The sequence below is a fragment of the Spirosoma aureum genome, assembly GCF_011604685.1.
GTDB lineage: Bacteria > Bacteroidota > Bacteroidia > Cytophagales > Spirosomataceae > Spirosoma > Spirosoma aureum.
Genome location: NZ_CP050063.1, coordinates 3,679,219 through 3,692,416, shown reverse-complemented (window position 1 = coordinate 3,692,416; position 13,198 = coordinate 3,679,219). Strand labels below are relative to the sequence as shown.

Below are 13,198 nucleotides of genomic sequence, written 5' to 3'. Positions count from 1 at the left end.
TCGGTTGTGGGCGGGTTGGCGTAGCAAACTACCCAAACTCACTTACCCTGAATGTACCAGGCAATCCAGTCCAGACGAAGCCTTGGGTACTTATTGAAGGAGTAAGTGGCCAGGTCGCTAATCTGCGACTGGTGACCATGCAGGGCAACTTGCTGGAGAGACGACGTATCGAATCGGTACAGGATCAGCACGCGTTCAACCTGGTATAAATCGGCGGGGGCAATTACATAATCCAGGCTGTAATCAGTTCGCAAACTCAGTCTGTGAAGATTATCAAGTACTGATTATATCAGTAATCATACGAGTTTGAATGATTCTTTCTTCTTAAAAATTTACCACTATGAAAAATTCATTTACCGCTTCACAAAACCTGATTTCGGGCAGGTCTCTTCCCCAGGTTCTACGATTATCGATGGCACTCCTTTGTTTTTTAGTTGTATTAGCTTCGTTTGTGACTTCCATTCATCCCCTAGACGTGCTTGAAACGGAACCAGCAAAAGCTCCTTTTACCGATAAACATGAGGTGATACCTACTAGACTCTATTCAGTAGGAGCCGCCACGAATTTGCCAACGCTGCCCGTAAAGGCTGGTTCATTTATCCAATCAGCCAATTCACCCGTAACTTCGCTAACGGTAGCCTGGAATAAGTTTTTTCAGGGGTCAGAAGCTCGGGCTATTACGGCTGTAGTAGACGGGGGCTATGTTGCTGTCGGTTATACGTACTCGACGTTATACAACAAGGAAAGTTATAACTTCCTCATCGTCCGAGTCGATGAGGATGGAAACGTGCTCTGGCAAAAGACACTCGGGGGTAGTTCTACTGAATACGTAAGTGCTGTTGTTCAGTCGGCTGATGGTGGCTTTGTAGTGGCTGGACACACTGATTCGAATGATGGCGATGTTTCTGGTAATCACGGTTTAGCCGATGGATGGGTGGTGAAGTTGGACAAGAATGGTAATGTTCAATGGACAAAAGCGATCGGTGGTTCGAGCGCCGATTTTGTGACGGGACTCACTCCCCTCTCCGACGGGAGTGTGATGGGGGCTGGTTGGGGGTATTCAACGGATGGAAATCGATCCGGAGGGCATGGGTCCAGTGATTTTTGGGTCTTCCGTATGGATGCAGATGGCAATGTCCTCTGGAGCAAATCATTTGGTGGGTATGACGAGGATCATGCCGACGCCATCACTTCTTTGAAATACGGTCAGTTTGCCGTATTTGGATACACCTACTCGAATGATGGGGACGTGTCGGGCAATCATGGATCAGCCGATTACTGGGTCATTAAAATAGACTTTGATGGTCATTTAATTTGGCAGAAAACGCTCGGAGGAAGTGCTACCGATTGGGGCTGGGGGGGTATAACGGCATCAGCGGACAATGAACTGGTGATGGCTGGTCTGACGTATTCAAACGATGGTGATGTATCCGGTAGTCATTCTCCAACATCGACTGATCTAGGTGGGACAATGGATTACTGGGTCGTTAAAGTGGACAATGATGGTAATTTAGTTTGGCAACGGGCGTTGGGCGGTTCCGCTGATGACCGTGCTGAAGGAATTTTGGCGGTTAGTGATGGAGGCTTTATCGTGGCCGGTCAAAGCAACTCCAATGATGGTGATGTATCAGGCAATCACGGCAATGGCGATGCCTGGCTAATTAAGCTCGATCCAAACGGTAACCTACACTGGCAAAAACCTTTAGGTGGCAGTGGTTATGATTTCGCCTGGGCGATCGCTGGTCTTTCCACGAGCTCATTTGCAATTGCCGGAAGTTCAGGTTCAACAGATGGTGATATCAATCAAACGCATAGCTCCGGTTTTTGGCTAGCTAAACTTGAACTGCCGGCCCCTTCTCAGCCACTCACTTTACTTGCTCCAACGTATAACTGTCAGAGTGGAGCGTTTCATTTCAACACCAGTGGTGGCGATGGCTCCCCCATTGAATTCCGGGCGGCACCCGGCATCACCGGCTGGACGACCAATCCCGACCAGTTCGTCGATAAAGAGAGCCGTACGGCTAACGACGTCAAACCCTTTACGCTGGAAGCCCGCCAAAACGGCATCACAGTGACTTATAACTGGGATCTACGGGCGCATTGCAGCTCCGGAACACCCCCAAACATGGTCTGGCAACGGGTTTATGGCGGTACAAACTCGGAAGAAGGATTGGCTATAGCTGCCACATCGGATGGTAATTTTATTTCGGCTGGTAGAACGATGTCCAATGACGGAGATATAACAGGCTATCACGGAGGGCCTTTTTTTGGTGACTTCTGGGTTGTCAAAGTCACTCCTACCGGAAAACTGCTTTGGCGGAAAGCCTTGGGTGGCAATTCCGATGACTATGCCAATGCTATCACGGCAACGTCCGATGGTGGTTGCATTGTTGCCGGCTATACAGATAGTAATGAGGGGGATGCCAGTGGCAACCATGGTGCCAGCGATTTCTGGGTCGTTCGATTAAATAGCGCTGGAGCTATTGTGTGGCAGAAATCATTTGGCGGTACCCGAAATGATCGGGCTTTCTCGATGGCGGCAACCGCTGATGGTGGCGTTGTTGTTGCGGGATTTACGAACTCTTCCGACGAAGAGGTTACAAATAATCACGGTTATCGGGATTTTTGGGCGGTGAAGATAAGTGGCTCCGGTGACTTGATCTGGCAGCGAACCATCGGGGGGCCGGCTGGGAATATGCCTTCGCTATTACCGAGACAACCGATGGGGGATACGTAGTTGCCGGCAAAACTGCTGTCGACGATGGTGAGGAAGAAAACTTCTTCGTGGCTAAGTTAACGAGTTGGGGTGATTTACTCTGGCAAAAAATAATAAGCGGGCCGGGATACTTCGAACAGGCCAATGCCTTAGCGGCTACCCCTGACGGTGGTTGCATTGTTGCGGGTAGCAGCAACTCATTTAGAAAAGGAGATGCATGGGTAATAAGACTTACCAGCACGGGCGATTTGGTTTGGCAAAAAAATCTGGGCGGCAGCGAAGAGGACAATGTGTATGCTATAACGACGACCGATGATGGCGGTTATGTGTTTGCCGGTTCAACAGGCTCAACGGATGGGGATATTGCCGGGAAAACGGGAGGTGGTGGCTGGTTATTCAAACTGAGTGGCACGGGTGATCTACTCTGGCAGAAACCATATGGCTACCTAGGCGCTGGAACAATTCGGGGGATTGTAAAAACCAATGACGGAAGCTTTATGGTTACCGGCTCAACAGAATCCATGGCTGGTGAACTAAGCAACAACCACGGTAACGGTGATCTGTGGATAGCCCGTTTGGGAGCCGCTCTGCCAAATCAACCTATTTCGCTGCTGGCCCCGACATACAACTGTGAAACGGGGGCGTTTCATTTCAACACCAGTGGTGGCGATGGCTCCCCCATTGAATTCCGGGCGGCACCCGGCATCACCGGCTGGACGACCAATCCCGACCAGTTCGTTGATAAAGAGAGCCGTACGGCTAACGACGTCAAACCCTTTACGCTGGAAGCCCGCCAAAACGGCATCACAGTGACTTATAACTGGGATCTGCGCGCGCATTGTTTAACGCAACTGCCCTTAAAATTACTGGCCCCGACATACAACTGTCAGAGTGGAGCGTTTCATTTCAACACCAGTGGTGGCGATGGCTCCCCCATTGAATTCCGGGCGGCACCCGGCATCACCGGCTGGACGACCAATCCCGACCAGTTCGTCGATAAAGAGAGCCGTACGGCTAACGACGTCAAACCCTTTACGCTGGAAGCCCGCCAAAACGGCATCACAGTGACTTATAACTGGGATCTAAAAGCTGCCTGCGGTCGGGTACGATTAGGTGTACCGGAGTCTAAGACCGAGTTAATACTAACCGTGCTGGGCAATCCGGTTCAGGAGCATCTAAACGTATTGATTCAAGGAGCAGATGATCAGACTGTGCAACTCAGATTGAGCGATTTACAGGGCCGCTTGATTGAAAACCGACGTATTGAGCGGGCCGGAAAAGATGAGATACAACGCTTTCAGGTGAACCAGAGCCAATCGGGGATATTGCTATTACAGGTGACAACGCCTACCCAGCGTAAATCGCTTAAAATTATTCAAAAGTAATTACACTATAAGCACCAAAGAGTTCAAACTCAAACACCTTTGATGCTTAGACTATGTTGTCGGGCAAGAGCCTGCTTGATCTTAATCAAGCAGGCTCCTGATTCTAAGCATGTACTCCCCACATGTAGTCACCTACTTTTGCCCAACGGAATTTTTATGTAGCGGATACACCATTATTAGTCCTGCTTTTCCACACCATGATAACAAGGATGATGAAAGTAGTGGTTACCCGGCTTACGGGTAACCACTACAGATGGAAGACATATCTGTTCCATCGCAGCCCGGGTCGGATTTTAGTGAAAGTGGCAGCCTGTGGCGTTTGTCATACCGATTTGCCTGGAATCAACGGCGACTGGCCCATTTAGGTCACCTTGCCAGTATTTCCGGGCCATGCGATCGTGGGCACTGTTGTAGCGATGGGCGATGGCGTCACCCAGGTTTAAGTGGGTGACCAGGTAAGCGTTCCATAGCCTTATACTGCCTGTGCTCATTGCGAACACTGTTTAAGAGGCAGGAAAACGCGCTGCGAAAACCAGCAGAATACAAGCAATTCAGTTCAGGGAAGTCATACAGACTACGTACTGGCTGATCCTAAATACGCAGGTAGGTCGCTTACCCGATTCGCTGTCGTTCGAGGAAGCTTCACCTATTTTGTGCGCAGGCGTTACGGTCTATAAAGGCTTGAATGAAACCGAAGTCAAGCCCGGCCAGTGCGTTGTTATATCAGACATCTTTGACTGCCTGGGCAATATGACCATTCAATACGTTAAAGTTATGGGTCAGCGGATTGCCGCCGTCAAAACGACAAATTAGAACTGGCGAAAAGAGTTGGGGCGGAATTGGTGATAAATGTGACCAACAAAGTCCCGATTGCTGTGATCCAGCAACGAATAAAATGGGCCACACGGTTTGCTGGTAATGGCAGTTTCCCGGTCCGATTTTGCTTAGGGCGTCGTGATGTTGTGTCCACTGTACAATACCATTGGCCGGGCAGACACTTGGTGATTTCGACCTGAATACATCTGCAGGTATGGAGGCCAACATAAACATAGATGTGATTTGATGGTGACAAATTGATCCATAATTATACTTACCACTAGCAGCCTCGTTTGGATTGTCAATGATCAGAATTTGGATCAGCCGCTAAGCTGATTATTCTGAAGGTGGCGTCTATCCAGAATTAGGAAAATGGCTGATCAGTATCAGTTGAGCGAAATTTCTCTTCCCTCACTTTTACGTCTGGTTAACAGCTACAAGCATATTAAACCCCTTCATTAATTCCAGCTGTATGTATTAATTATCATTTACTTGAATTATCCTCATTAGCCATATGCCTAAAAAAGTTTTGTGACTTCCTTGTGAGAATAGGTTTTTTATAGCAACTGATCTACTTGTTATAGCGTTTAATTCATCCCAATAAATGGAAACATGTCTTCGCTTTTATATTTCGCTGTTTTGGGTAATTTTATTCCCCTTTTGCGTCTGTGCTCAGCTTACCATGCCTACTACTCGTTCAATATTTCAGCGAGATAATGTCAATAAGGCAATCATTAGTATCGCTGGAAATTGCCCCTCGAATACAACGCTACTAGAGGCTCGATTACGAGTCAGGCAAGGAGGCCAAGCTCAGGATTGGACCACGATCAACGCTATTGTAACAGGAAGTTCTTTTGTGGGTTCGCTTTCAGGCTCTGGTGGCTGGTATGATCTGGACGTTCGTGCGCTGGCAAATGGAGTTCAAGTCGGATATTGGACAGTTGATCGGGTTGGAGTTGGGGAAGTTTTCATTACCGCTGGCCAGTCGAATAATTATGGAAATGAAAATGATGCTCTGCCCGCGCAGGACGACCGGGTCAATGTAGTAAACTACTGGATTGGTGGTTTGGGACAGTTTTCGGAATCGGATTTACCCAAAACGTTTACACAAGCTGGATTTGGGACACATTCCGGTCCAGCAGCACCTTTATTTATATGGGGAGGGCTAGGTGATCGGCTGGTAGCCCAATTGAATGTTCCTGTCCTGTTTCTGGGAGCGTCGTATCCAGGTTCATCCAGTAAAAACTGGGCAGAAGCTGCCAATGGTGCTGAATATGTCGATGGTCGACCCTGGAATCAAAATATACCATATCGAGCTGTAGGGGCTTCAATTTTGCACTATGTTAAGCGATATGGTATTAGGGCAGTATTGTGGCACCAGGGCGAATCAGATAATTACTACCGTGGCCAAACCGAGGAGTATCAAAACTACCTGACAATCATTAACAAATCACGATCTCAATCAGGAATGAATATTGCCTGGATAGTTAGCCGGGTTTCCTATATATCGGCTCAATTTGGTGTTGAGTACACTAATCATGAAACTGATCCGGCTATTATTGCTGCACAGAATCAGATCATTTCCAGTGTCAGTAATGTGTTTCCTGGTCCAGAAACTGATTCTTTTAAAGCAGATTATCGACGTGATGGAATGCATTTTTCAATCGGTAGTTATCCTTGGTTAGCTGATTATTGGATGAACTATTTAAATACTTCCTTCTTCGTCTCATCAACCCCCTCACAGCCAAGAACTTCTGCTTTGATTTCAACAGGCTACATTTTTCCTTTTACAGTGAAAGGTGGTCAGTCTGTAACAGTTCCCTTCATGACTACGGCACCTACCAACCTAGGGAGTCAATTTATCGTCGATGCATTGACGGAAAATGGTCAGTTCGTTGAACGACTGGCCACTTCAACAAATAATTCCTCGATTGGCGTACAGATACCCAATCATTATAATGGACGCTATCGGTTAAGAGTGTCACAAACCTCACCGGCAATAATGGGTGAACCATCAGACGTTATTACGGTGACTAGCTTAGAGCCTATTGAAATCGGGGGCACACTGACCCTGGTTGCCCCTGTTTACAACTGTGCCAGTGGAGCCATTACCTTCCAAACCAGCGGAGGCAACGGCTCACCGATCGAGTACATGGCGCCTGGCATCACGGGTTGGACCACCAATCCCAATCAGTACCTGGATTCGGAAGCACGAACGGCCGGTGATACCCCCCCCTTCACACTTTATGCTCGTCAGAGTGGTACTGCCGTTACGTATATATGGTCCCGGCAGCAGACCTGTAGCGTCAATCCTCCTCCCCCCAGTGCCCCCCTGGTCACTGGAAGTCTGCCTGGCCTGAGTGGCAGCCGGGCCACCAGTCTTGCCTATTCGGCCAATGTCTTTCAGGACCCGGCTGGGCTAGCTCTGAGCTATAGTTATACTGGCCTGCCCAATGGTCTGAATGGAGCGCCCAACAGCCTGGCCATCACCGGTACTCCGCTTGCTGCGGGTACGGGTTCTCTGACTGTCACAGCCACGAACTCAGCGAACCTGTCAGCCTCCACAGTCGGTAACTGGATCATCAGTGAACCTGGCTCCACGGGCACACTAACCCTGGTTGCCCCTGTTTACAACTGTGCCAGTGGAGCCATTACCTTCCAAACCAGCGGAGGCAACGGCTCACCGATCGAGTACATGGCGCCTGGCATCACGGGTTGGACCACCAATCCCAATCAATACCTGGATTCGGAAGCACGAACGGCCGGTGATACCCCCCCCTTCACACTTTATGCTCGTCAGAGTGGTACTGCCGTTACGTATATATGGTCCCGGCAGCAGACCTGTAGCGTCAATCCTCCTCCCCCCAGTGCCCCCCTGGTCACTGGAAGTCTGCCTGGCCTGAGTGGCAGCCGGGCCACCAGTCTTGCCTATTCGGCCAATGTCTTTCAGGACCCGGCTGGGCTAGCTCTGAGCTATAGTTATACTGGCCTGCCCAATGGTCTGAATGGAGCGCCCAACAGCCTGGCCATCACCGGTACTCCGCTTGCTGCGGGTACGGGTTCTCTGACTGTCACAGCCACGAACTCAGCGAACCTGTCAGCCTCCACAGTCGGTAACTGGATCATCAGTGAACCTGGCTCCACGGGCACACTAACCCTGATTGCTCCTGTTTACAACTGTGCCAGTGGAGCCATTACCTTCCAAACCAGCGGAGGCAACGGCTCACCGATCGAGTACATGGCGCCTGGCATCACGGGTTGGACCACCAATCCGGCCCAGTTTGTCGATAAAGAAAGCCGAACAGCCAGTGATACCCCCCCCTTCACACTTTATGCTCGTCAGAATGGGGTTACTGTTCAGTATGTGTGGGATTTGAAAGCCAGCTGTGGTCGGTCCCGAATGAGAGCCGAGGAATGGGTGACTCCCTTAATCGTAACGGTACTGGGTAATCCGGTCGAGGAGCAGCTACGCGTATTAATTCAGGGGGCGGAAGCGCAACTATTGCAACTGGTTTTATCCAATGTAACGGGTGAGGTGATTGAAAGCCGACGGATTGAGCAGGCCCAAAGCGAAGTGATCCAGACTTTCACTGTAAATTCAACTCCTTCAAATGTATTAATTCTGCAGGCAATTACCGAAACCCAACAGCAATCGATGAGAATCATCAAGAAATAACTGGCACCTTGTCTAAAAAAGGTTTATTTGAGCCCTTAATTTGTTCGAATCCTGACATTTGGAGATTTTTAATTCGAATTTAGAACGTGTTGGGGAATTAAGAAAGGTTGAAAGTCGTGCCAACTTTGTATCGACCAAAATGCAAAGACATGACCAAACAGTTTTCGAAACTGACCGACTCTCAATGGGCCGCAATTTCGCCTTTTTTCAATCTTAAACGCAAACGAAACCATGATGTTCGGCAGATCATCAACATCATTTTATGGCTCCTGCGAACAGGCTGCCAATGGCGTAATCTGCCTGAAGAATGGCCTAACTGGCAGGCCGTTTACTACTATTTTCAGCAATGGAAGCAAGATGGGACCTTCGAACGAATCAACTTAGCCTTGAATCAACTGGATCGTAAGCGGGTCAAAAAAGAAGTCTATCCCTCCGTTGTATGTATGGATTCACAGAGCGTTAAGTTGAGTCCTATGATTGGTGAATACCGGGGCACAGACGCTCACAAACGAGTCAACGGCCGCAAACGACAACTTGTCGTTGATACTCAAGGGCGACTTTGGATGGCTGATGTGCATCCGGCCAAGCAAGCGGATGGCCCTGGTGCTGTTTCCTTGATTGGCGACATCCGTTGGCGAGCGGGCCAACGCTTAGAGAAAGTGTATGGCGATCAGTCTTACAATGGCGTTTTTGCCCAAGAATTAGCAAATTGGAGCATTGACTTTGAGAAAGCTTCGCGGCCCGAATCGGCTCGAGGTTTTGTGCCCGTTGCCAAGCGTTGGGTCGTTGAACGTAGTATTGCCTGGACTAATTTTTTTCGTCGTGTCGTCAAAGATTACGAATATAGCTTATCTTCTTCGGTTGGCTGGCTGTATTTAATGAACATTCAGATCATGCACAACGAATTTGACCCGTTCGCAAAATTTTATTCCCCAACACGTTCTAACTACCGCGTAAAGAACCATTCCCCAATAGACAATCCCTCGCCGTTGGTTGAAAGTGGTATAAATAGCGGTCAATAAAAATAGCTGTCCTACTAAAAAAACAAGATTCAGGCTAATCAGAAAAACCATTCGGGTTGCTGCTAGGTGAACTTGTTCATAAGCCAGTCCAATCAATACACAACTAATGCTATTCAGTAGGGCATACAGAAAGAAATAGCGATTCGATTTTTGCCATGAATTAAACCAGAATAGGGCGAAGTGAATGATGAAGAAGATGAAATATAGGCCAGCCCGTAGAAAATCAAAATAGACGCTGACATTGCCTTCTAATTGTAGACCAAGATGGTTAGTTTGTATCAGCCGCAAGGACAAAGCGGTATTTGGCCGGTCGGCAAAAACGATGTAGGGAATGCCCTTTTGAATAGCAAATCGGATGGCTAAAACTTGTTGGCCGGAATGCCAAACCGGCATGCCAATAAAGGCTGAATTAACTGGCGTAACCGCTTGAACTTGCTCGTTTGTGGTCCCCAAATCACCAAACTTTCCAATTAATTGACCGTTCAGGAAAATCTGGGATGCCCCTGTTTGCTGAATAAGCAGGGAAAGGGATTGCTTAGCAAGTGAATCATCAATTGAGAATCGAAGTCTAAACCAACCTTGTCCAGCTTTCCAAAGAATGGAATCGGCTTTAATATCTTGCGTCGGATTCATTACCATCCACTGCGAATCATTGAACGTGGGATTGGCCCAGGCTGGATTGTCTCCTGTGTGGAAGTGCCAGCCATTATTGAGTAAAATACCATCAGAAGGAAGGGAATGAATCTGAAAAACCGGCTGAGACAATCCCGTCGAGACGAGAGAAACAAATACTAAAAACAAACTGGCGTACCGGATCATGAAGCTGGAGCTAGTGTCGGAAAGCATCAAATGGATCCAGCTTGTTCGAATTAATCCTAAAAGCCAAAAAGTCAAATGGTTGCATCAAGTTGGCATTTTCTGCTTACATAACCAAAAATCGTCCAGGAATCTACATTAAGGCAACGAAAGTTGGTCAATCAACCAATGGAGGCCCACTTTGCTGTGGAATTGACAAGTTCATAAGCTCAGTAACCGCACCATTTCAGCAGCAGATGCATAATTATTCCGTCCTCTTACTTGGGAGCGTTTAGCGAAACGTAGTTAGAAAGGGGTTGAAAAGTAGGAACCTTGCTGGCTGTCGTACGCAAGCCCACTACTACGCTATTTGTTGTTGGGGCCACTCAACCACAACAGGGGCTGATGGATAAGGACGATACGTTACTGAACAAAAGCCACTTTCAACCCTTACACCCCTGTTTCGTTGGGATGCCTGCTTACTTTCGAGAATTATGTTCTGTCAGCGGAAAACTCTCTTGTGAGGAGCGAATCAACCATGCACTTAGAAATTTACAGCCTGCCTAACTCTAATCCGTTGGTTGTCAGCCGAAACCTGCCTTGTTCAGCTATAACTTATACTATTATGAGTAGCTTCGTTGTAACTAGTTTAATTTTTTTTGGCAGTTACACTTGCCTTCTCGTCAAATTTCAAATAAGTGTCAAAAAAAGGAAGCACTTCGTTATATATCCTACCATCCCGCCCGCCTAATCTGTTGCTATGACCACCTTGATATTCCTCAGCAAAATGATTTATTCCATATGCCTCCAACTTTTTACTAAATTGAAGACAAGTAACTGGAATCCAAGTCAAGTTATCGTTTCTGCCCCAATCCAATTTTAGCGCAGTTAAGGTTTTTAATGCATCTATATGAGTATCGATCATATAAAAAGGAAGATTATCCTCCCATTTTTTTAGAACATTTGTGTTTACTGTCATACTGTCACCGACGTAATGAACAGGTAAATCTGCATTTAAAGGTGGCTTTTTTTCATTGGGTGAATACATTCTTGCCAAATTAGCAAATAGAATAGCATAAAAGATTTGATTTCTGGAATAATTAGCCTTGGTAGTTTTGAGGTCATTAAATCGTTTTATTATATCCTCTACGTTTTTTTCCATTTCAATTTCTTTAAAAGCGGGGTTTGTTAAAGAAAAATAAGTTTCCCAATTTATTCCTCCCGGGCTTAAAGCATAAACAGTACTAAAAATAGTACTATAAAGCATTCCTAGTTTAAGGGCCCCATTTCCACCCATCGATAGGCCCGTTAAACCCCTACTAGTTCTGTCAGGTATTGTTCGGAACTTCTTATCAATATATTGTACAACATCTTTAGCAATAAAATCAGCCCAATTGCCAGTCAACGCTGAATTCGTATAAAAACTACCTTCAAAATGAGTATGGCTATTTGGTAGTACTATTATGGCAGGGCGCATTTTTCCACTAAAAATGGCTTCATCAAACAATTTTTTAAGAGCAAAGTCAGCCATAAAACTGCTATCATCATCTGGAAAACCATGTAAAAAAAAGATAGTGGGATATCGTTGATTAGTTTCTTGATAGCCAGCAGGCAAATACACAGTTATGCGTCGCATAGGATCTTCTCCTGCATGATTTCCTTGAATAGAAGGAGCTAAGAAGTTTTCAATTATAACTTTCCCTTTAGTATTGTCTTGTGCATACAAGTTATAAAGGGAAAGAAATAAGCACATAAACAGGAGATATTTCATGATTTTTTCAAGAAAGTGCTAAAAGGAATAGACTAAAAAATAAGCCTTCTCTCGGTGTCAAAAAGAACGAATCCAACTCTGTTTTATCAGCCTTTCCAACGCATGAGTGGCTTACTGTCAACCACAAGTGGCCTGACTCATTTTGACCTGCCTATCAAGCTGTGTGGTCTGTCGCTCGAAAGCTATAGATTAAAGCACTTTTTAGACTGGTACCCAATACCCCAAAGTACTGATGGTCACACAAGTTACTCAAACTAACAGACGTAGGCTCATCCTTTATACTCTTTGTCAATCGGGCTGCAAATCCTCGTGTCGACTGAAACTGGCAAACCATCCCAAAACTGTCCGAATGAGTTGTGCGGTCTGTCACACGGAGCTAGCTATGAAAGTCTCCGCTGTTTCGTTCCACCCAACCTAGTATTGGACGCGATTTTGTAGAACTATTGTTGAATAAATGACTGATAGTTAGTTAATACTAGTTCTGTGTATTTTTATGTCTGATAAAATAAATCGGACTCTTAATAGCAAAGAAATCTCTTTGGAGCTGCTAAATTTGACTGGACATTAAGTTAAGCACGATCTAATCTTAGTGGACCATCAAAACCAGGAGTGGGGTGGTCCTATTTGGCCGGACACTTCACTTATGAGAGTTTGATAAAACAGTTTGGTAAAATTGGTTTTCAAAAGCAATCGGGGAACGATAGCCTAACGCCGAGTGCAATCGACGCACATTATAATACCCGCGCCACGGTGGCCTTCAATATAGTTAAACAACTCCTCGCGAGCATCTTGTAGGTTCATAAAACAGCCATCTTCTAACAACTCTGCTTTTAATCGACCGCCTGTGCGGTCCCACCCAAAATGACTCAGCATGCGCATTTTGGTAAGGGTTATCCGCTTCGGCCATACTTTGCTTACACTGCCATTTATCAAGTCGTTTTCGGAAATGATGACCGAAATATTGACCACCCCGATCTGAATGAACAATCAAGCCCGCTTTAGGTTGACGCAACTCAA

Annotated in this window: 7 protein-coding genes and 1 pseudogene; 4 read left to right on the top strand and 4 right to left on the bottom strand. The window is 46.6% G+C overall.

Going from position 1 to position 13,198, the window contains the following annotated elements; all coding sequences use genetic code 11:
• Positions 1-38: 38 nt before the first annotated feature.
• Positions 39-254, bottom strand: coding sequence for a hypothetical protein (locus G8759_RS14370; protein WP_167209054.1), 216 nt, complete (start codon positions 252-254; stop codon positions 39-41).
• 86 nt (positions 255-340) lie between these two features.
• Between G8759_RS14370 and G8759_RS35890 the strand changes: the two genes are divergently transcribed.
• Both G8759_RS35890 and G8759_RS14360 read left to right on the top strand, forming a co-directional pair.
• The gene (locus G8759_RS35890; RefSeq protein WP_232074256.1) at positions 341-2,737 is read left to right on the top strand and encodes a hypothetical protein; all 2,397 of its coding nucleotides are present in this window, start codon (positions 341-343) and stop codon (positions 2,735-2,737) included.
• Positions 2,738-2,784: 47 nt separating this feature from the next.
• The gene (locus G8759_RS14360) at positions 2,785-4,101 is read left to right on the top strand and encodes a T9SS type A sorting domain-containing protein (RefSeq protein WP_232074255.1); all 1,317 of its coding nucleotides are present in this window, start codon (positions 2,785-2,787) and stop codon (positions 4,099-4,101) included.
• 293 nt (positions 4,102-4,394) lie between these two features.
• On the opposite strand, the gene G8759_RS14355 is transcribed toward G8759_RS14360, so the two are convergent.
• Positions 4,395-4,592, bottom strand: a complete 198-nt coding sequence (locus G8759_RS14355; RefSeq protein ID WP_167209053.1) for a hypothetical protein — start codon at positions 4,590-4,592, stop codon at positions 4,395-4,397.
• Positions 4,593-5,599: 1,007 nt separating this feature from the next.
• Here G8759_RS14355 and G8759_RS14345 point away from each other — a divergent pair.
• Entirely contained in the window at positions 5,600-8,593 is a 2,994-nt protein-coding gene (locus G8759_RS14345; protein ID WP_167209052.1) for a putative Ig domain-containing protein, read from the top strand.
• A 149-nt stretch (positions 8,594-8,742) separates the two neighbouring features.
• Positions 8,743-9,615 (top strand): IS5 family transposase, encoded by an 873-nt coding sequence (locus G8759_RS14340; protein WP_232074254.1) that lies wholly within the window; start codon positions 8,743-8,745, stop codon positions 9,613-9,615.
• A 480-nt stretch (positions 9,616-10,095) separates the two neighbouring features.
• Here G8759_RS14340 and G8759_RS36390 read toward each other — a convergent pair.
• Together G8759_RS36390 and G8759_RS14330 are read right to left on the bottom strand one after the other, a co-directional pair.
• Positions 10,096-10,248, bottom strand: a pseudogene (locus tag G8759_RS36390) (hypothetical protein); the annotation flags it as partial.
• Between the two features lie 811 nt (positions 10,249-11,059).
• Complete coding sequence (locus tag G8759_RS14330) at positions 11,060-12,181, bottom strand: alpha/beta hydrolase (protein WP_167209050.1); 1,122 nt, start codon at positions 12,179-12,181, stop codon at positions 11,060-11,062.
• Positions 12,182-13,198 lie beyond the last annotated feature (1,017 nt).

Excerpts from the sequence above, each read along its gene's own strand:
- G8759_RS14340 (WP_232074254.1), top strand. The coding sequence starts at position 8,743 with ATGACCAAACAGTTTTCGAAACTGACCGACTCTCAATGGGCCGCAATT.
- G8759_RS14330 (WP_167209050.1), bottom strand. The coding sequence starts at position 12,181 with ATGAAATATCTCCTGTTTATGTGCTTATTTCTTTCCCTTTATAACTTG.
- G8759_RS14355 (WP_167209053.1), bottom strand. The coding sequence starts at position 4,592 with ATGAGCACAGGCAGTATAAGGCTATGGAACGCTTACCTGGTCACCCAC.
- G8759_RS14345 (WP_167209052.1), top strand. The coding sequence starts at position 5,600 with ATGCCTACTACTCGTTCAATATTTCAGCGAGATAATGTCAATAAGGCA.
- G8759_RS35890 (WP_232074256.1), top strand. The coding sequence starts at position 341 with ATGAAAAATTCATTTACCGCTTCACAAAACCTGATTTCGGGCAGGTCT.